Source organism: Gimesia chilikensis (genome assembly GCF_008329715.1).
Classification (GTDB): Bacteria; Planctomycetota; Planctomycetia; order Planctomycetales; family Planctomycetaceae; genus Gimesia; species Gimesia chilikensis.
Map to the genome: position 1 here is coordinate 110702 of NZ_VTSR01000014.1, position 19558 is coordinate 130259.

General features: G+C 54.7%; 14 protein-coding genes. 7 read left to right on the forward strand and 7 right to left on the reverse strand.

Features of this window, described 5'->3' with window-relative positions; genetic code table 11:
* Together FYZ48_RS18710 and FYZ48_RS18715 are read right to left on the reverse strand one after the other, a co-directional pair.
* Positions 1–1263 carry a glycosyltransferase family 87 protein gene (locus tag FYZ48_RS18710; protein WP_149343123.1) on the reverse strand — a complete coding sequence of 421 codons (1263 nt, stop codon included), beginning with the start codon at positions 1261–1263 and terminating at the stop codon, positions 1–3.
* Positions 1264–1378: 115 nt separating this feature from the next.
* Positions 1379–2125, reverse strand: a complete 747-nt coding sequence (locus FYZ48_RS18715) for a hypothetical protein (protein ID WP_149343126.1) — start codon at positions 2123–2125, stop codon at positions 1379–1381.
* Between the two features lie 225 nt (positions 2126–2350).
* Here FYZ48_RS18715 and FYZ48_RS18720 point away from each other — a divergent pair, with 225 nt between their 5' ends.
* Positions 2351–3109 carry a glycosyltransferase family 2 protein gene (locus FYZ48_RS18720; protein WP_149343128.1) on the forward strand — a complete coding sequence of 253 codons (759 nt, stop codon included), beginning with the start codon at positions 2351–2353 and terminating at the stop codon, positions 3107–3109.
* 6 nt (positions 3110–3115) lie between these two features.
* On the forward strand, positions 3116–3937 hold the full coding sequence (locus FYZ48_RS18725) for a glycosyltransferase family 2 protein (protein ID WP_149343130.1): 822 nt from the start codon (positions 3116–3118) through the stop codon (positions 3935–3937).
* Between the two features lie 21 nt (positions 3938–3958).
* Here FYZ48_RS18725 and FYZ48_RS18730 read toward each other — a convergent pair whose 3' ends face one another.
* Complete coding sequence (locus FYZ48_RS18730) at positions 3959–5758, reverse strand: arylsulfatase (RefSeq protein ID WP_149343132.1); 1800 nt, start codon at positions 5756–5758, stop codon at positions 3959–3961.
* 335 nt (positions 5759–6093) lie between these two features.
* On the opposite strand from FYZ48_RS18730, the gene ychF reads away from it, so the two are divergent.
* The 3 genes from ychF (at position 6094) to hisB (ending at position 9208) form a co-directional block, all read left to right on the forward strand.
* Complete coding sequence (gene ychF, locus FYZ48_RS18735; RefSeq protein WP_149343134.1) at positions 6094–7185, forward strand: redox-regulated ATPase YchF; 1092 nt, start codon at positions 6094–6096, stop codon at positions 7183–7185.
* Positions 7186–7364: 179 nt separating this feature from the next.
* Positions 7365–8426, forward strand: a complete 1062-nt coding sequence (gene hisC, locus FYZ48_RS18740; RefSeq protein WP_149343136.1) for a histidinol-phosphate transaminase — start codon at positions 7365–7367, stop codon at positions 8424–8426.
* Between the two features lie 194 nt (positions 8427–8620).
* On the forward strand, positions 8621–9208 hold the full coding sequence (hisB, locus tag FYZ48_RS18745; RefSeq protein WP_149343138.1) for an imidazoleglycerol-phosphate dehydratase HisB: 588 nt from the start codon (positions 8621–8623) through the stop codon (positions 9206–9208).
* Between the two features lie 740 nt (positions 9209–9948).
* On the opposite strand, the gene FYZ48_RS18750 is transcribed toward hisB, so the two are convergent.
* From FYZ48_RS18750 to FYZ48_RS18760, 3 genes are all read right to left on the reverse strand, one after another.
* Complete coding sequence (locus FYZ48_RS18750) at positions 9949–10626, reverse strand: hypothetical protein (RefSeq protein WP_145036556.1); 678 nt, start codon at positions 10624–10626, stop codon at positions 9949–9951.
* A 173-nt stretch (positions 10627–10799) separates the two neighbouring features.
* The gene (locus tag FYZ48_RS18755) at positions 10800–12143 is read right to left on the reverse strand and encodes a DUF1552 domain-containing protein (protein WP_149343143.1); all 1344 of its coding nucleotides are present in this window, start codon (positions 12141–12143) and stop codon (positions 10800–10802) included.
* Positions 12140–14521 (reverse strand): DUF1592 domain-containing protein, encoded by a 2382-nt coding sequence (locus tag FYZ48_RS18760; RefSeq protein WP_149343147.1) that lies wholly within the window; start codon positions 14519–14521, stop codon positions 12140–12142. The genes FYZ48_RS18755 and FYZ48_RS18760 overlap by 4 nt, the downstream gene beginning before the upstream one ends.
* Positions 14522–15020: 499 nt before the next feature.
* Here FYZ48_RS18760 and FYZ48_RS18765 point away from each other — a divergent pair, with 499 nt between their 5' ends.
* Together FYZ48_RS18765 and FYZ48_RS18770 are read left to right on the forward strand one after the other, a co-directional pair.
* Positions 15021–16331, forward strand: a complete 1311-nt coding sequence (locus FYZ48_RS18765; RefSeq protein ID WP_187782107.1) for a tripartite tricarboxylate transporter substrate-binding protein — start codon at positions 15021–15023, stop codon at positions 16329–16331.
* A gap of 57 nt (positions 16332–16388) precedes the next feature.
* Positions 16389–17927 carry a tripartite tricarboxylate transporter permease gene (locus FYZ48_RS18770; protein WP_145180803.1) on the forward strand — a complete coding sequence of 513 codons (1539 nt, stop codon included), beginning with the start codon at positions 16389–16391 and terminating at the stop codon, positions 17925–17927.
* A 4-nt stretch (positions 17928–17931) separates the two neighbouring features.
* On the opposite strand, the gene FYZ48_RS18775 is transcribed toward FYZ48_RS18770, so the two are convergent.
* Positions 17932–19419, reverse strand: a complete 1488-nt coding sequence (locus FYZ48_RS18775; protein WP_149343154.1) for a hypothetical protein — start codon at positions 19417–19419, stop codon at positions 17932–17934.
* Positions 19420–19558 lie beyond the last annotated feature (139 nt).

Here is a 19558-nt window from a genome sequence, read left to right on the forward strand (position 1 = left end):
TTAAGCGGCCAGAGAAGCATTCTGAGCAGCCTCTGTCGTGTCTGCTCCCTCTGACTGGCTCATCCGGTTTTCGCGTGCCCGGCTTTCAAAATAGGCCATCTGCCAGGCCATCAACGGGAGAATTCCCAGCGGTAAAATCGCAGGTGACCAGGCAGCAACCGGCAGCAGGACGCGTTCCACTGCACCCATTCCCAGAGGGACGAGTAACAGCCAGGCTGTCAGAGCGAGTCCACGGTAGCAACGTTCCTGCATACTCACGATCAGCGCCCAACTGGCGATGGGGGCGGCCAGCAGAAACGTCAAACGCTCGGTACCAGGACCAACGAGTAGCTGCCAGCAGACCCAGGTGGTCAAGACGCCGGTGAAATACGCTTCTTTCGAGGTGGTGATGCGGGTCAGACGCAAACACCACAACAGCGCCAGTCCGGCCATTCCCAACTGCAGAAGTGTGTAGACTCGATCGTCAATGTAGGTCCCGAAGTTCTCGGCAATCGTGTAAGCATCCCGCAATCCCGCCTGTCTGAGTGTACGATACGGGCCGGTGAGCAGGTCATACCAGTTCTGGTACTGCTGAACGACGACCGGCAAGGGACGTGTTAAAAATGGGGGAAGCACCAGCACTGCACAGGCGGTCGCAAAGCGGGGACCCAGCTGAAACGGAAAGCGAGCCATCAACAGTAACGCCAGCGCAGCCGGCCAGAGCTTGATATGCACGGCGGCAGCCAGAATAAAAGCGGCTCCCCACCAGCGTTCTTTTTTGAGACAGACGACCGCCAGTGCCGCCAGGGCAAAGACGAGGGCATTACTCTGGGCTGACCAGATCGCGCGCGTACAGCCGACCAGACAGAGGATCAGAAACCCCGCTTCCTGCATTCGTGTCCATGAGCCGGGGAAGATTTCCTTAACCAGCAGTCGCAGCGCACAGACCAGCAGTCCGATGTTCAAAGCGGACCAGAGAATCCCCCCGACGGTCGGAGGAAAAACTGCGAATGCTGAGAACGCCACCGCAAATGTGGGGCTATAGCGAAACCCGGTGCTATAGGCTTCATTATCATACAGGTTCCGATCGGCCCACCAGTTGATTGAAGAGTCTGCAAAGCAGGGGTAAACCGATTTCCGTTCGGGTTGAACGATAAATTTCACGCTCACCACAACCCACAATACGGCCCATAAGATCAACGCCCGCTTCAGCCAGATGGCTCCGGAAGTGGCTTCGACCTGGGGAGAATTAAAATAGAGTGGGTTATCGGGCAATTGATTCATGTCAGGCCTGAGGAATCGGTGCCTTACATGCGAAGGCAGGCATGCTAAGACGGGGGAGATCGTGCAGGAAAAACGACGCCCCCGCTTGTATTGCTTTTCGCCAGACAGGGCAAGATCAATCAGCGGTTCCCGCCTGTTCTGTAGAGTGTTTCAGCTGATTTTTGAGCTTTGAAAAGAAATGCCTGCGGTGTTCCCGGGGCAGATTTTCAATCGCCGCACGTATACAGATGACTTGCAGCGAGCGGGGCAGGGGGAGCCCCTCATTGAGCGGCTGAATCGCCAGTCGGTCCAGCATGCAGATCAGCGATTTTTCCAGTGAAGAACAGCGACGGATTCCCACCGGATCGATCAGCCACAGCGCGGGCACACTCTGTCCCGATTCACCCGGCTTGAGAACGATGTTTTCCAGCTTGAGGTCCCGATGCCGCAGTTGAGCATCAGCCAGGCGACGTACAATCGTCCCCAGTTCCCGTGCGATGGGATACAGTTCTGACTTGGATTCCGGGGCGACTGTTTTGAAGAGTTCGTAAACCGTCGTCCCCTCAATATAAGGCATTTCCAGCTGGTAAAACGGGCCGGACCGATACAGGGGTGTCGCCGGCTGAGGAGTGTTGACCCCTGCCTGCAGCAGTTGCCAGGCACCCGTCACCTGGCGTTGCGGCTGTGACTGACCAAAGAGTGACTTCCAGCGGAGCTTCCAGTCGAGGGGCCAGCGTTTGACTGTGGTCAATCCACGTCCCTGAATATCGAGCAGCCACACGGAACGTAAGTCTTCTTCTTTGAGGCAGCGAATGGTTGTATAGGGAACGCTGTCATCAAATAAGGAAAAGTGCTGTGGTGCTGCGGGAGGGGATTCAGACAATTTTACCCTGGCATCTCATGAATTCGATGATTGCCCTTTTCCAGATCACAGTTTCCTGCCAAACTCATGGCAAGCTTTCAGGAAAAGGCATAATTGATCATAATAGTATTCACATCGATCAGGATTCCTCTTTTAACAGGATCGCGCGCGGTTGACAATCTTGATGTTTGTTCGACCTTCCTGTGAAACATAGACCATTCTTACTGAAGTTTAAAAGCCAGCTTTATGTCGTTATCGGTTATCGTCATTGTTAAAAACGAAGAATCTACGATTCGCGAGTGCCTGGCGTCGGTTGCCTGGGCAGATGAAATCATCGTCCTGGATTCCGGCAGTAGCGACCAGACGGTGGCCATCTGCAAGGAATACACAGAGCACGTTTACGAAACCGACTGGCCTGGCTTTGGACCTCAGAAAAACCGCGCACTCGAGTACGCCTCGAATGAGTGGGTCCTGTCGATCGATGCTGACGAACGAATCTCTTACGACCTGCAGACCGAAATCAAACGCGTCATCCAGATGCCCAAACGCTACGATGCCTATTCCATGCCCCGCCGATCCAACTACTGCGGGCGGTACATGAAGCATAGTGGCTGGTGGCCCGATCATGTGGTGCGCCTCTTCCGTCGGGGCAAAGCCGAATTCAGTGACGACCTGGTCCACGAGCGGATTGTCGTGCAGGGCAAAGTAGGCAAACTCAAGGAACCCATCATTCACGAATCTCTGCTCACGCTGGAACAGATTCTGAATACGATGAATTCCTATTCCACCGCGGGTGCAAAAATGATGGCGGAAGAACAGCAGCAGGCCAGCCTGTGCAAGGCCATCTGTCACGGCACGTGGACCTTTATCCGCACCTACTTTCTGCGGGCCGGTTTTCTGGACGGGAAAGAAGGTTTCATGCTGGCGATATCCAACGCGGAAGGCACCTACTATCGGTACCTGAAGCTGATGGTTCTCAACCGGGAAAAACAGGAAGAACTCTGAAATTCCATGGCCGGACTTGCTGTCGTCATCACCACCTACAACTGGCCCACTGCCCTGGAAGCAGTGCTGGCAGGTTATCTGAGTCAGCAGCGTGCGCCGGATGAACTGCTCATTGCCGACGACGGTTCCCGGGACGAAACCCGGACGGTCATCGAAGCATTCCAGGCGACAGCGCCGTTCACCGTCAAACACATCTGGCACCCCGATGAAGGCTTCCGCGCAGGAGCAATTCGGAATCGGGCCATCGAAGCTGCCGAGGCCGACTATATCGTCTTCACGGACGGGGACTGCATACCCGCTCCCTGGTTCCTGGCCCAACATGAACAACACGCGGAAGCCGGCTGGTTCCTGTCGGGAAACCGGGTGCTGCTGTCAGAGTCATTTTCAAAACGGGTACTCGAAGAGAATCTGCCCGTGGAAGTCTGGACCTGGGCGCAGTGGTTCGCCGCTCGACGCGAGGGAAGTATCAACCGTCTGTTGCCTTTGTGCCGTCTGCCCCTGGGACGACATTACCGCCACCGGACTGCCCGGCAGTGGGAAGGTGCCAAGACCTGTAATCTCTCCGCCTGGAAGGTAGATCTGCTCGCCGTGAATGGCTTCGATGAAGACTACACCGGCTGGGGCATGGAAGATTCAGACCTCGTCCTGCGTCTGATTCGTAACGGAGTGTTTCACAAAGATGCCCGTTTTGCAGCCCCTGTATTTCACCTCTGGCACCCGGAGAATTCGCGGGATCAACTGGAAGAAAATCAGCGGCGACTCAAGCAGTTGATCGAGACCGATCGCATTCAGGCTCGCATCGGGATTGCCCAGGCACGAACTGCCTGAACCCGAAGCGCGTCTGCGACGTTACTGCTTTTCTTTGCGAAAGATTTCGACGAAGAAGGCACCCCGTGAGACGCCATTCCCTTCATCCAGCCAGGTCTGCAACTTCCTCTGTCCCTTCATCAGGTCCAGGGTGAAGGTCGTGGAGAGATCGCCTTCATCGACGTCCTGCTGCTGTTTCTGATCGCCAATCTGGATCCGGGCAACACCCTTTTTCAGTGGATGATGGGCCGATTCCGGTCGGCATCGCAGGGTGATTTCATACGTGCCCGGTGCTTCTACATTCACAATCCAGAAGCCGTTGGCGATCGGGTTCTTCGCGATCTGCTGATGATTCCAGGGAACCTGCTGAATCGGGGCGTGCCAGTCGTGACAGGTCAGGTGGGCAGGGTTCTCAAACCGGGAACCGACGCCGATCGCCACATATTCAGTGAAGCGGGGCTTCAGGCTCTCCCACCACTTTTCGTATTCCGCAGACAGATACTTCACCACGCCGGGAAATTCGGACGCAATATTCTTGGTCTGACCGGGATCGTGTTGAATGTCATACAGCTCCGTCTGGTTTACCAGTCGCCAGCGTTCGGTCATCACCGAGGATTTCCGCCACTTCTCCGGCGTCTCAATCCGCTGTGAGTGGACGATCAAAGTCCGATTACGTAACGCGTCTTTCTTCCCCTTGAGGATGGGCACCAGGCTGGTGCCGTCCAGCTTGAGTTCGCTGGAAATCGTCAGGTGACAGAGTTCTGCCAGTGTGGGCAGGATGTCGATATGAGCCGAGAGTTGTGTGATATCCCGCCCCCCGTCCAGTTTGCCGGCCGGCCAGCGAATGTAACAGGGAACGCGATGTCCGCCGTCGTATTCTGAACCCTTCGTACCCCGCATGCCTGCGTTAAAACCGGGCCACGATTCCAGTACGATCGGTTTGCCTTTGGAAAGTCGTCGCTGCTGTTTCTTGGAAAGGTCTTCCGGCTGGGGACGTTTAAAACCGGCTGCGGTTCCGTTATCGGTCATGAAGATCAGGATCGTGTTCTCATCGAGTCCCCAATCTTTGAGACGTCGTTCCAGCAGTCCCATGTTTTCATCGATGTTGGTGATCATGCCGTAAAAGGCGGCCATCTGCTTTGATACCCCTTTACGCTCGTAAGGATCGCTGTACTTGGGATCAACCAGGTACGGACTGTGAGGGGCATTGGTTGAGATATAAGCAAAGAACGGTTCCGACTTGTTCATCTCGATGAAGTTCAGCGCTTCCTGGAACCAGATGTCCGTGCAATAGCCTTTGAACTTTTCCGGCTTGCCGTTCCGCAGATAGGTGTCGTCGAAGTAATCGTTCTGCCAGTAGTCCGGGGTCTGTGTGACTCCCCCACCACCATGCTGCACGACGGTTTCAAATCCCTGGTCCTGGGGACGCAGCGGATAATTGTCGCCCAGGTGCCATTTCCCGAACATGCCGGTCTTGTAGCCGTTACTCTGCATCACTTCAGCCAGGGTAACCTCGTTGGTATTCATCAGCGAGCGACCCATGATCGTATGCCAGACGCCGGTCCGCGTGGAGTAATGTCCGGTCATCAAAGCAGAGCGGGTCGGCGCACAGGTCGGGTCGACATGGAAGTTGGTCAGACGCAGACTCTGGCGATACAGTTGATCCAGGTTCGGCGTCTGGATCATCTTGTTCCCATGCGCGGCGATATCCCCGTATCCCTGATCATCTGTGATGACCAGAATAACGTTCGGCTTTCTGGTATTGGTACTGTCAGCGCGACAGTCGGTGAAGGTGACCAGTAGCAGCAGGGTGCAGGTCACAAGCTGAAAAATCGCTCGCATAGGGTGCTCGTTGAGGTCTCTCTGTTCGGAAAGTCATTCAGATATAAATCGATTTAGTGCGAATAGCCCGCTCCCATTTTAACTGGCACCGTGAGAGATGGGTAGCAATATTTTAACATGTCTTAGATTTCAACTCCCGTTAGAGGGTTTATGTTGGTTGTACTGTCCCGATTCCCGCCGGGAAGGCCAAAAAGGACGCCGGGCGATCATTTCCTTTTGATTCCCCAGTTCGCTATGATGGGCCGGAATTAAATCAAAGAACCTGAAAGGTCTACGGCCGGGAGCGTCCGCCGGGTCGGTTTGATATCAATATTCTCTGATGACTGAAAAGAGCTATGGAAGCTGGTATTGTTGGCCTGCCGAATGTAGGTAAATCAACGTTATTCAACGCCTTAACGGCGGCGGGGATCGCAAGCGAGAACTATCCCTTCTGTACGATTGAACCCAACGTGGGGATCGTCAATGTCCCCGATCCGCGGCTGGATATCATTCATAAATACATTACCACCGACAAAGTCATCCCCGCCATTCTCAGGCTGGTCGACATTGCCGGTATCGTCCGGGGGGCCTCCGAAGGCGAAGGGTTGGGAAATAAGTTCCTCTCTCATATTCGCAACGTAGATGCCATTCTGCACGTGGTCCGTTGTTTCGAGAACAGCGACGTGATCCACGTCGAAGGCAAGGTCGACCCGATCAGCGACATCGAAACCATCGATATGGAACTGATGCTGGCTGACATGCAGACGGTCGACTCGGCGAAAGATAAGGCTGCCAAGACTGCCCGCTCCGGGAATGCCGAAGCCAAAATGCGGCTGGCCGTCCTGGAAACCTGCGCAGAACGACTGGCGGAAGAAAAACCGCTCCGCGGGCTGTCCTTCGATGATCCGGAAAAACGGAAAATATTCAAAGGCTATCAGTTCCTCACCGCCAAGCCGGTGCTCTATCTGGCGAACGTGGATGAGGACGACCTCCAGGGCGAAAGTGAACTCGTACAGCGGGTACGGGCACGAGCCGAAGAAGAGGGAGGCGAAGTCGTCGTGGTCTGTGGTCGCCTCGAAGCCGAAATCGCGGAACTCGACGAAGCTGACCGCAACGAAATGCTCGAGAGCGTCGGCCTGGAAGAACCGGCACTGGCCGCAGTCGCACGTGCTGCCTACCATACACTGGGACTGCAGAGCTATTTCACTGCCGGGAAAATTGAAATCCGCGCCTGGACAATTCCCATCGGCGCGACCGGACCCCAGGCAGCCGGCGTCATTCACTCGGACTTCGAACGCGGATTCATCCGGGCGGAAATCTTCTCGGTGGCTGACCTCGAACAGTACCAGTCGGAAAAAGCGATCCGTGAAGCCGGTAAGCTTCGCGTGGAAGGCAAAGAATATGTGATGCAGGATGGCGACATCTGTCACTTCCTGTTTAACGTCTAAATTTCCAGGGATTCGTCTCGTCCGGACGGAGGAATCTCTGTGCTGCGGTGACGAAATCCTGTGAAATCAGAGAACTCCCGTTGCGGTCGACTTGTCCTGTTACAGGTTCCGGTCAGGATTACCGCGGGTGAAGACAGGGACGTACACAATTGAAACGCTAACATTCGAGAAGAAGTATCATGAGTCTCTTTCGACCACAGGTTCAGCAGATGGAAGGTTACACTCCCGGGGAACAGCCCCAGGAGTCCGGCTGGGTCAAACTGAACACCAACGAAAACGCTTATCCTCCCTCGCCACGCGTCCTCGAGGCAGTGCAGCAGACACTGTCAGGTCGGTTGAATATTTATCCCGATCCGCTGGCAACCGAGTTTCGTAAAGTCGCTGCAGAACTGTTCGACGTCGATCCCGACTGGATCCTGCCCGGCAACGGGAGCGATGAAGTTCTGACGATCCTGATGCGAACCTTTGTCGATGCCGGCGAACTGGTATCGGCTCCCTATCCCAGCTACACACTGTATGAAACGCTGGCTGAGATCCAGGGTGCCCGCTTTCAGAAGATTCAACTCAATCCCGACTGGAGCTGGCCCGACGCCGCACAGAATCAAATCGGCGAGAGTAAGATTCTGTTCGTTCCCAACCCGAATGCCCCGTCGGGCAATCGCTGGTCCGACCAGCAACTGCTCTCACTGATTCCTGCCCGCGGAGTGCTCGTCCTCGACGAAGCCTACGGCGATTTCTGTGATCAGCCGCACCGGGGAGAACTGCTCAAATCGGAGCAGGGCGAGAAGCTGATCGTAACCCGCACTCTAAGTAAGTCTTACAGTCTGGCAGGCATCCGTTTTGGCTTCGCCGTCGCGCACCCCGACCTGATCGGTGGCATGCGGAAAGTCAAAGACAGTTACAACTGTAACACCCTCTCCCTGGCTGCAGCGACCGCAGCCCTCAAGGATCAGGAGTGGATGCAGGAGAATACCGCGAAGATTCGCACCACCCGCCGCTACCTCGTCGAACAACTCCGCAAGCTGGGCTTTGAAGCGGTGGACAGCCAGACGAACTTTGTCTGGTGCACACACGCCGACAAACAGCACGAACGGCGTTACCAGGAACTCAAGCAGCGGAAGATTCTCGTGCGTTACATGAAGTTTTCTCTGACGGAGGGAACTTTGGACGGCTTGCGGATCACCGTCGGCACCGATGCCGAGATTCAACACGTGCTGGATGCACTGCAGCAGATCGGCTGAGCGACTGTTAAAACAGGCACAGCTTTACTTTCACTGAGGTGCGGTTAAAACGGTTATGCATTTCCCGCCGTTCCCCCACCGGGGAATTCGCGGCAGGCAGGCCTGTCTCTCTGAAGCATTTTGGTGAATCGTCTGCCACACGGTAAACTTTGATAAACGACCCACTTAATCCCTTTAGACATGAACTGACAGAGATGAGCCGCAAAGCATCGATCAAACGTGAAACAGCCGAAACCCAGATTGAACTCACCCTGGAACTGGATGGTACCGGCCAGTCCGATATCCAGACCGGCGTCGGTTTCTTCGACCACATGCTGACCCTGCTGGCCCGCCACGCTTTGTTCGATCTGACAATCAAAGCGAACGGCGATCTGGAAGTCGACTATCATCACACCGTCGAGGATGTCGGGATCTGTCTGGGCAAAGCACTCTGTCAGGCACTCGGCGACAAGCAGGGCATCACCCGTTACGGCTCACTGACGATTCCCATGGAAGAGACCCTGGTCACCGCGGCCCTCGACTTGAGTGGGCGTCCCTGGTTTGTTTTTCAGGTTGAGTTTCCCACCGAAAAAATCGGGCAGTTCGATACCGAACTCGTCCGCGAATTCTGGCAGGCGTTCTCTTCCAACGGTCTGCTCAACCTGCATCACGTTGTGCATCATGGTGCGAACAGCCATCACATTTCGGAAGGCATTTTCAAAGGCACCGCGCGAGCACTGCGGCAAGCAGTCAGCATTGATCCGCGTCAACAGGGAGTACCTTCTTCCAAAGGTGTACTCTAAAAGCATCGCCGTTTTTTCATTCCGACACACCAGCTTTTCGGGAACGATTTCATAAGTCGTTCCCGTTTCGTTTGGGAGGGTGAATGTCAATCTTCGGTAAGATGGTGTAGCGGAAAAAAGCGAATTTTTTTTTCACATGGTTTTTCTTCTCATCTTTGTTGACTCTCTGTGAAGAAAAGTTAATCTGAGAATTAGCACCCGACAACTGATGTAATTCATTCTGATTTCTGCTGAAATCAAAACACAATTACTGATTGGGGATGCTTTAGAAAAACGATAAACAATAAGCCATTCCGAATGAGACTGTCTTCAGTCGATACCTTTTTTTGATACTTGAACCCACTAAGATTTTTCTGCTTTAAGAATTACTCTTAACCAGGTTGAGGTGTTACTTCACTCATCGTACTTCTGTTTCGCTTTCGTGTGTTTCAGGTCCACGGACCTTCATAACTGCGGTCGCGTTCTAGACATTGATGAGTGTTTGCAAAGGTCAGACAGACAGGTTTGACTTCGGGGAGGCCAATGTGATTCAACAGGGAAACTCCCGAAAAAGAGACCGCTTGTGCCAATACGGATGGCGACTTGGGTTATTTTGACTGCCGAAAAATATGGCCAGATGTGTCAGCGGCAGCCTAGGACTTAATGGCTCTGTACGGATTTTGAGTAAGTTGGTTGGTAGTCAAATCTATTGTGATTGAAGCTCACAATTTTTCATTTCGGGAGTTTCCTTTTTCTTTTGCTCAGGCTGCGGCCTGATCTCCCGACGCCACTTCGTAAAGCAGGGCGTTCTTCTCTTTACCGACCAGGTTGATCGCACCCGTGTTTCGCAGGCAGTATGCCATCTTCTGCGCCAGCCACCGCTGAATGCCCGCTGCTTTCGCCAGATCCTTAGTATGGAAGGGGCTGGGCAGTTTACCGGGTATCAGATTCAACAGGTCGCCCGCCGTATTCAATTCGATCTGTTCTTCAACCGAACGCAACACGCGATCTTCGATCCGGTAATCTTTGCCGCGAAAGCGACGTGGCTTTTTCGCGATGCGGTGTTCTTCCTGAATCGTGAGCGCGACTTCCAGTGTCAGCCGTGGATGCGGAAACACATTCGTGAAATGCACCAGGTCTTCAAACAGGTCAAACACCGAACCCCGCCGCGGGCTGAACCGGGCCGAGATGGTCTCGCCGTTCTTTTTCTTGCGCTTGACCAGGTACTTGCGGACGGCAATTGGTTTGACCACATGCACGTCGTAATCTTCCAGCAGACAGCGTACCTTATCCCGAATCGCACCCAGTGAACCGTGCTGAATCTCAATCAGCCGATCGCCGTCGATGGCATCAATGCGGTAATCGCCCAGCGTGACTTCTTCGCACTCCGCATTGGGAGCGTAATACGATTTCAATTGACGATGCAGGGAGGTTTCCATACCAGTTGCATGTTCTGGAGAGTTGGGATTGTCTGTACAGGAAGTGTGTTCGGGGCCGTAATGTTATGGCAGATATCAAATTGTGTCTATAGGAATCATTTCCCATAAAAAAGGCCGCTGATCGACAGTGATCAGCGGCCTGAAGTTTTATTAAAGTCGAAATCGACCGGATATCAGGAATCGATAATGCTCAGACGTCCGGTGCTGTCACCAAAGGCGGTCACGTCTGTGCCCATCCGATCCAGCATCGAGAGATACAGGTTCGCCAGCGGCGTTTCGGTTTTGACCTGATGATGGAAGCCGGTCTTAATCGTTCCGCCCCCTTTACCTGCCAGAATGATCGGCAGATCGTGGTGCGTGTGCCGGTTTCCGTCACCGATGGCACTACCGTAGCAGATCATCGAGTTGTCCAGCAGGTTGCTGTTCCCTTCCGGAGTTGCTTTCAGACGCTTCAGGAAGTAACCAAACTGCGAAATCAGATATTCATCGATCTTCTGAATATCGGCGATCTTCTTCTCATCGTTGCGATGGTGCGACAGTGCATGGTGACCGGAGTTGACACCCACCATCGGATACGTCCGGTTACTGCCGGCATTCCCCACCATGAATGTGGCGATGCGGGTGGAATCGGTCTGGAACGCCAGCAACAGGATGTCGTACATCAGGCGGGCATGCTCCTGCAGTTCAGTGGGGATTCCATCCGGCAGCCGCATTTCGGGCGGTTTGATCTTTTCATGCTGCGTGCTGCGTTCAATCCGCTGTTCGATTTCACGCACGCTGGTGAAGTACTCGTCAATCTTCCGCTTGTCGTTTTTGCCCAGCTGTTTCTTCAACTGATCAGCGTCGTGCTTGACGAGGTCCAGAATACTCTGACGATCCTTCAGGTGACGGGCACGTTCTTTTTCCCGCTCGGCACCACCGCCAAACAGACGTTCGAACGCCAGCTTGGGCACGATCTCTTTCGAGGTCGGCGTAGAAGGCGAACGCCAGGAGACGTTGGACGAGTAAGCACAGCTGTAACCTGAGTCGCACTGGCCGGCGTTACGACCGCGCGTCAGTCCCAGCTCCAGTGAAGGCAGGCGGGTCTTATGACCTACCTGCTGAGCGGCGACCTGGTCGACCGAGATACCGGCTTTGATGTCGGCACCACTGGTCTTGGTCGGGTGCACGCTGGTCAGGTAAACCGAGGCACAACGGGCATGGTCACCGGGGCCATCACCCAGGGAACGGGCATTGATCTGGGCCAGCCCGGAAATCACATTGATGTCCGATTTCAGATCGGCCAGCGGCTTCAGTGACTGGGGCATTTCGTAACCCGATCCGGTTGATGTGGGGAACCAGGATGGTCCGATCACACCATTCGGGAAGAAGATGAACGCGGTTCTCACCGGTGGTTTTCCCGCAGCGGTGGCGGCTGACAGAATGCCGGGCTGAGGCTGCATGATATCCAGCAGCGGCAGCGACAGTGTCGTTCCGAGACCTTTCAGGAATGTACGGCGTTGTAGAAGATTTGTCATTTTCGAGAACCTTTCTCACGTTTCAGGAAGGGATCGCTGAGAACAATTTCGGTGACGAGCTCCGAAAAACGATACCCTTTGGCGGTAAAATTCGCGGTGATCGCATCGATGGCACATTTATCGTAATACTCGGTGCCTCGACCGATCGCGTACGTCAACATCTTCTCTGTTAAAGATCGGCAGAATCCGTCTTTCTGCTGTTCCAGAATCCCGATTAATTCTACGGGGCTCTCAAATGTCTGACCATCGGGTAATTTACCCGAGGCATCGATTTTATGCTTACCTTCTTTAGTGCGCCAGCGGCCGACTGCATCGAAGTTTTCAAAGCCCAGGCCTAATGGATCCATCTGATCGTGACAGGACGCACAGCCGGGAATCTTGCGGTGCAGCGCCAGCTGTTCACGCAGACTCATATTCTTTTTGCCCTCGGTCGCTTCTTCCAGTTCAGGTACATTCGGCGGAGGTGTTGGAGGCGGGGTGCCCAGAATATTTTCCATAATCCATTTACCCCGTTTAACCGGAGAAGTTCGCCCCGGGTTTGAAGTCAGCGTCAGAATACTGGCCTGGGTTATCAGACCGGCCCGCCGGGATTTGTCCAGACTGACCTTCTGAAACTTTTCCCCTTTCACTTTGTCATTACCGTAAAACTTCGCCAGGTTTTCATTCATGAAGGTGTAGTCAGCGTTGATGAATTCCACCACGCTGCGGTCTTCACGCATGATGTAAGCGAAGAACTCTTCAGTCTCTTGACGCATGTCTGCTTTGAGTTGCGAGTTGAAGCCCCGGAATTTCCGGGGATCGGGATTCAGTTCATCCAGATTTCGCAGGTTCAACCACTGACCAGCGAAGTTTTCCACAAACGCTTTCGATTTGGGATCGGCCAGCATGCGCTTGATTTCCATACGCAGCGTGCGGGAATCATCCAGTCGTCCCTGTCCGGCCAGGCTGAACAGTCGCTCGTCGGGCATGGTGCTCCACAGGAAGTAAGACAGCCGTGAAGCCAGCTCGTATTGAGCCACATTCTCGATGCTGTACGATTCATCTTCTGAATCCTGCAGTCCCTCAATGCGGAAAAGGAAGTGGGGGGACACCAGAACCGCCTGGATACCAACCTGCACACCCTGCTCAAACGTCCGACCCGATTCTACAGTCGCGTTGACCAGTTCCACGATCGGCTTCATCTCGTTTCGAGAGACAGGGCGACGGAAGGCTTTCTCCATGAACGGTTTGAAAATCCGCTCGGCACAGTAACGTTCTGAACGGCCATTCTCCGGCGTGCAGGTGATGATCTGATGATGCGAAGCAGGCACGTTATCGGGCAGTTTACCCATCGGTCCCCGCACCGCGACTTCATTCACATACAGGTTCCGGTCCCGCTTGTTGGCTGGGCCATCGGGATCGTAAAAATCATTGAGGAACGAGATTTCCAGTTCATGTTTTCCCTTGGGCAGCTTGATTGCCTTGGGCGGCATGTACTTCTCGGGAGAATTCCGGTCCGCAGCCACTTCAAACGTTTTCAGCGGCTTACCGTCCAGTTTGACTTCCATCTTGGCGGCTTCATCTCCGGCTGGTGTCGAACCGGCAATGATGCGGATTTCGTATTCGCCATCCTGTTTCAGATTCACAGGCGCCTTCAAAGTGCCCCGCGAATGGAACCCGGCGCCACTCTTACGAACCGTGACAGCCCCTTCCTTTTTAAACTGTTTGTCCGAGATTTTATTCCAGGGATAGCTGTCCGGCGTATTCGCGAAGATTGCTTTCTCGGAGATCTGCTCAGCCGCATCGAGATATTTTTCCATCAACAGCGGCGGCAGTGAGAGGACGTCGCCAATGTTATCAAATCCGTAGCCAACGTCGTCCGAGGGAAAGTTTTCGGCAGGTGAGAAATCCACGCCGACCAGATCGCGGATTGTATTGTTGTATTCATTGCGGTTCAGACGTCGAATCGTCACACGACCGGGGTTGATATCGCCCGAACAGTCAACGCCGTACAACGCGTCGTCAAACCAGGCGAGAACATCTTCGCGTTCCTGGTCAGTCGGCAGCTCACCGGCATCCTTGGGAGGCATCGATTGAATCTGAATTCGCTGGACGATCTTTTCCCACTCTTCACGCTTCTCAAGAATACTGGTACGCGTGGTGAACTTCTCCAGCGCCAGCCCGGCTTCTGATCCCTGACCCGTGTGACAGTCCAGGCAGTACTTGCTGATGAACTGTTTGACTTTCGTGTTAAACAGTTTTTCCGACTTCTCGACACTCGACACTTCGGCCTGCGCCGTGTTGACAGACAAAACGCACAACAGACCACAGACAGCGAAACAGATTTCTCGCAGAGAGCAGGGGAGGGGAATTCGAGTTAACGTGGGCAACAATCGCATTCAATTAAAACCTTCAGGCGGGAAAACTCAGACGTTGATCAAACAGATCGCTCCAGATCGAAGGCAAGGAGCACTGCGTCAGCACACGATCAGTCTGAGGGAGGATATAAGTTGGCAGGAATCTCTACATATAGCGTAACCTGCCGAGAGACCATTTTGCAAGATCAGTCCTCGTCAGATCTCCTGCTGACAGGCGATTTTATCATCTTCAAATCACCTGTTATCTATTGTACTCATCGACACCCTGATGCGTTTCAATATTTTTGGTTCTTAAGTTATTCATGGTAACTTAACGAAACCGGTGATCATGGTCCTGCTGGTCGTTGACAGGCGGTTCTGCTCCCTGCATTCTAGGTTATTCCAGTCCACTGCACCGGCAGTCACTTTTCCTGAAAAAAATAGCCTGAGAAAGCATTCTGGTACTGAACTGATGAATCTGCGCGCGATCATTAGAGTAAGTGTCCTGTCCAGGTCGATCCTCTGCTGCCTGCTTCTTTTAATGAGCGGGTGTGCTGCGGAATCAATTGAAGATTATCCCGATCGACCCATCACCGTCATCTGCCCCTGGTCAGTCGGAGGTGCCACCGATCGCACTTCAAGACAACTGGCGGTCTTCCTTGAGCAGGAACTCAAAGTTCCCGTCAACGTCATCAATGCCACCGGCGGACGCGGCGTAACCGGACACAGTCGCGGCCTCAACGCCCGTCCCGACGGTTATACGCTAGCCATCATTACCGGCGAACTCAACATGCTGCACTGGCAGGATCTGACTTCGTTGACCTGGCACGATGCAGAACCCATCATGTCGTTCGTCGATGGGGCAGGGGCCGTGTTCGTCAAACAGGATTCTCAATTCAAAACCATCAAGGAACTCCGCGACTTTGTGGAACAGAATCCCGGCAAGCTGACAGCAACCGGAACCGCAGCCGGGGGGATCTGGCATCTGGCACTGGCAGGCTGGCTCGACTTCTGTGGACTCAACGCCAGCGATATCAAATGGATTCCCATGAACGGTGCCGGTCCCTCCTTGCAGGAACTGGCCAGTGGTGGTGTCGATCTTGTCTGCTGCAGTCTGCCCGAAGCTAAGACCTTATATGAGTCCGGCCAGGTCCGCTGTCTGGGAGTCATGGCCGAAGAGCCACTGGCAGAATTTCCGGATGTTCCCACCTTTGCCTCTCAGGGCATGGACTGGAACATCTCCGGCTGGAACGGGCTGGCGGTACCCCAAGGGACGCCCGCACCCATTGTCGAGAAGATCTCCACCGCGGTCAAAAAAATCACCGACGGCGAAATTACCGTGCAGGGCAAAACTTTTCCCGAATCAATGCGGGACGCTGGTCTGAGTACCCGCTACCGCGCCAATGACGAATTCGCTGTCTTCCTGGAAGAAAACGACGAAACGCTGGGCAAGCTGCTGACCAGCGATGCCTTTAAGAAGATGTCTTCCCGGGGGACGGGGCCGCTGGTCTTTCCCGGACTTTTGGCGATTGCCATGTGTGTCATTCTCGGTTGCCTGGCCGTTCAGAAGAAAGTTCACGCACTGGCCCCTGATGTCTCCAAGGATACCGTCACGTCACAGGGCATCGTCAATACCGCGCTGGTGCTGCTGGGGATCGTGGCTTATCAATTGTTCGCCGAACAACTGGGCTTCCTGCTGACAGCGGGGGCCATTATGTTCCTGCTGCTCTGGAAACTGGGAACCCGCTGGTGGATCAGTGCCCTGATCACAGTCTGCCTGATTCCCGGCATCTATACCCTGTTTGCCAACCTGCTTCGCGTTCCGCTGCCACGCGGTGTCCTGGGCTGGTAACGCTGCTACATATCGTTTTGAATTCTGTCTCCTTCTCTGGCGCTCTGAAGAAACATCATGGAATCGACATTCATTACCGCGATACAGAATATAGCGACTCCCGAAGTCCTGCTGGTGATCTTCCTCTCAGCCGTCTATGGTCTGTTTGTGGGATCCATTCCGGGACTGACGGCGACCATGGCCGTCGCGCTGCTGATCCCGCTGACGTTCTATCTGGATAACCTCAGCGCCATCGCCGCGATTGTGACGCTCGAGGCCTGCAGCATCTTCGCCGGAGACATACCCACCACGCTGGTCCGCATACCGGGGACCCCCTCTTCAGCCGCTTATACTGACGACGCCTATGCGCTCACCCGCCGCGGACTGCATGAGACTTCGCTCGGCGTCTCACTGGTATTCAGCGTATTCGGCGGCCTGTTCGGGGCACTCGTGCTGATCTTCGCGGCCCCGCAGCTGGCGAAAATCGCGTTTCAGTTTACCACCTACGAATACTTCTGGCTTTACGTACTCGGCTTGAGCTGTGCCGCCATTGTCTCGACCGGCTCCCGCCTCAAAGGCGCACTGGCGCTGATGATCGGCCTGATGTTCGCGACCGTCGGCTTGAGTGAAGTTCACAGCGTGCCTCGCTTCACCTTCGGCTTCGATGAACTCTTTACCGGCATCAACTTCATCCCCGCGATGATCGGTCTGTTCGGTCTCTCGGAAGTCTTCCGCAATACGCTGACCTCAAAGACCGACGAAGCTGCAGAAAAACTGCAGTCAGCAGTCAAAGAAGAAGATGACCATTCACTGCTCAGACATTTGAAGCCGGTCTTCGGCGGCGTGCTGCCCCAGTTCTGGAAGCGAAAATTCAGCTGGCTCCGTTCGAGCTGCATCGGCTCTACCATCGGCATGATTCCCGGCGCGGGAGCCGACATCGCTGCCTGGATTTCGTACGCGGTCTCCAAAAAGTTCTCGAATACACCCGAGGAGTACGGCAAAGGTTCCCTCGACGCCGTCGGCGATGCCACCAGTGCAAACAACTCGGCACTCGCCGGTGCCTGGATTCCCGCCCTGGTACTGGGCATCCCCGGCGACTCGGTGACCGCGATTGTGATCGGCGTGCTGCTCATGAAGAACATCACCCCTGGTCCGGAGATCTTTCAGAACACCGAACAACTGGTGCTCGTGCATGGCATCTATCTCACGTTTATCATCGCCAACCTGTTGCTGATTCCGCTCGGCTTCCTGGCGATTCGCAGTGGTTCACAACTGGTCCGCATCCCCCGCCGCATTCTGATGCCGATGATTCTGATGTTCTGCGTTGTCGGTGCCTACTCGATCAATGGCAGTTACTTCGATGTCTGGGTCATGCTCGGCATGGGCATGCTGGGGTTTGTGCTCGAAGTCTTCGATGTTCCCCTGGGGCCGGTCGTGCTTGGAATCATCCTCGGGGGGCAACTGGAACAGTCGTTCGTGCAGAACCTGACCAAGGACGACAGCCTGCTCTCGTTCTTTAATCGTCCCATCTCCGCAGGACTGGGACTGTTCTGCATCGCGCTCTGGCTGGTGCCGGTCATCATGCCACTGATCCGCAAGAAGTCCGCTACAACCTGAGGTCTCATTCACCCGATTCAGCAGGCTGGGGTTTCAGCAGTTGACCTGCCCGCGCGAGTCCCAGGCCGATAAACGCGAACGTTGGCAGCAGCAGAGGCATCAGGAAGCGTTCCCCGGCAGCGATCGGCAGATACCAGGCGAACGCCAGCCAGAACAACACGAGCCAGATCAGATACAAGCGCCGCGCCGGTCCGGATTCCGTCAGCAGTCCCGTCAGTAGAAACGGAAGCAGCAGCACGCCAAAGAACAGTCGTCCCTCATGGAAAGGGAAAGGACCCAGGCTGCGGAGAAAAATAAAAACCTGCCACGCCAGTCCTTTCACTTCCCGCTTGATCATCTGCGCGAGGGAATGCGTCTGCCAGTAGCGACGGACCGCATTCCCCAGTGATCCCCGTTCCTCAATCAACGCGTGCGGTTCCGTGAACTCATCTTCAAAGAGCAGATACGAATTCACATTGAATGTCGGGCTGCCGTACACCCGCGCATTGCGAACCAGCAGAGGGGCCGCGATCACAATAAAGCTTCCCACTACGAGTGACAGGCTGAGGAGCGCCTGTTTCCAGGAGAGCCGACCCAGAGGCGTTTCCGATTCAGTCGTCTCTACTTTGAAGCGGGCAGGGAGACACCGTGGCCAGTCGACCGCATACGAAAGTCGCCAGCACAGCACTCCCAACAGCAAGAGTAGTGCCGTCCCCTTGGTGAGCCAGGCCAGACCCAGCAGCAGACCGCTGCCGATCCAGAGAAATCGTGGACGCGTTTCAGAGGTGCCTTCAGCGGGGACGCGCAACAGGACCAGCCACAAACCAGCGACAATCAGCAGCAGCAGTGCTTCACAGACCACCTGGCCTGTCAGTCGACACCAGGCGGCATTGACGGCCAGTAGAAGTCCCGTCAGTCCTCCTACCAGGTTTCCGTAGCGTCTTGCGATTCCAAATGCGAACAGTAATAAAGCCGCCAGCCCCAGCATCGCCGACAGACGTTTTCCCGCTTCGTAGTCAGGCAGGTACGAGAGGATCGCAACATAGAGCGGGTGCTGGTTCGCCTCGGTATACTCACCCGCAACCAGCTGCTGCAGTAAAACAGACGGACCGCCCGCTTCCTGCACATTTCGGGCCTGGGTCAGAAACGCCGCCTGATCATTGCCTTCCGGCAGCGGTTGGTCAGGCAGCAGATTCAGCATGATGACAAAATAGACGATCAGCGAAAACGAAAGCAGCAGGCTGCCGCTCCAGTGATCCAACTGTTGCCAGGGCGCAGACAGTCGTTTCAGGAATCGCCCGAGGACCGGCAGAACTGCATCCCAGAAATAATTCGTAGCCAGGCATCCGGCGATACCCAGCACGACCGCCAGCATGCAACAGGCAGCAGCAATCGTGGAGAGCGAGAAACTCGCCACCAGCATCGTTCCCTTGATTTCCACAATCTCCCAGAGTGCCAGGCCGGCGGCACAGGCGACTGCACCCGAGATGATGCGTGGCAGAACCGTGTTCATTGTCTGATTCAGCTTTCAGCAGGGAAGGTCAGAATGGGGTGATCAGGCGTCATCACCGCAGGAAACATCAATTCGGACTAGGCTTAACTGGCAGAATGGTCTATCTTTCGGTCTGATCATCATAGCAGATTAACCGTGT

Bases quoted from the DNA above. Each gene is read 5' to 3' on its own strand.
- FYZ48_RS18750 (WP_145036556.1), bottom strand. From the start codon at position 10,626: ATGGAAACCTCCCTGCATCGTCAATTGAAATCGTATTACGCTCCCAAT.
- FYZ48_RS18760 (WP_149343147.1), bottom strand. From the start codon at position 14,521: ATGCGATTGTTGCCCACGTTAACTCGAATTCCCCTCCCCTGCTCTCTG.
- FYZ48_RS18730 (WP_149343132.1), bottom strand. From the start codon at position 5,758: ATGCGAGCGATTTTTCAGCTTGTGACCTGCACCCTGCTGCTACTGGTC.
- FYZ48_RS18770 (WP_145180803.1), top strand. From the start codon at position 16,389: ATGGAATCGACATTCATTACCGCGATACAGAATATAGCGACTCCCGAA.
- ychF (WP_149343134.1), top strand. From the start codon at position 6,094: ATGGAAGCTGGTATTGTTGGCCTGCCGAATGTAGGTAAATCAACGTTA.
- FYZ48_RS18710 (WP_149343123.1), bottom strand. From the start codon at position 1,263: ATGAATCAATTGCCCGATAACCCACTCTATTTTAATTCTCCCCAGGTC.
- hisC (WP_149343136.1), top strand. From the start codon at position 7,365: ATGAGTCTCTTTCGACCACAGGTTCAGCAGATGGAAGGTTACACTCCC.
- FYZ48_RS18725 (WP_149343130.1), top strand. From the start codon at position 3,116: ATGGCCGGACTTGCTGTCGTCATCACCACCTACAACTGGCCCACTGCC.
- FYZ48_RS18765 (WP_187782107.1), top strand. From the start codon at position 15,021: ATGAGCGGGTGTGCTGCGGAATCAATTGAAGATTATCCCGATCGACCC.
- FYZ48_RS18720 (WP_149343128.1), top strand. From the start codon at position 2,351: ATGTCGTTATCGGTTATCGTCATTGTTAAAAACGAAGAATCTACGATT.
- FYZ48_RS18775 (WP_149343154.1), bottom strand. From the start codon at position 19,419: ATGAACACGGTTCTGCCACGCATCATCTCGGGTGCAGTCGCCTGTGCC.
- FYZ48_RS18755 (WP_149343143.1), bottom strand. From the start codon at position 12,143: ATGACAAATCTTCTACAACGCCGTACATTCCTGAAAGGTCTCGGAACG.
- hisB (WP_149343138.1), top strand. From the start codon at position 8,621: ATGAGCCGCAAAGCATCGATCAAACGTGAAACAGCCGAAACCCAGATT.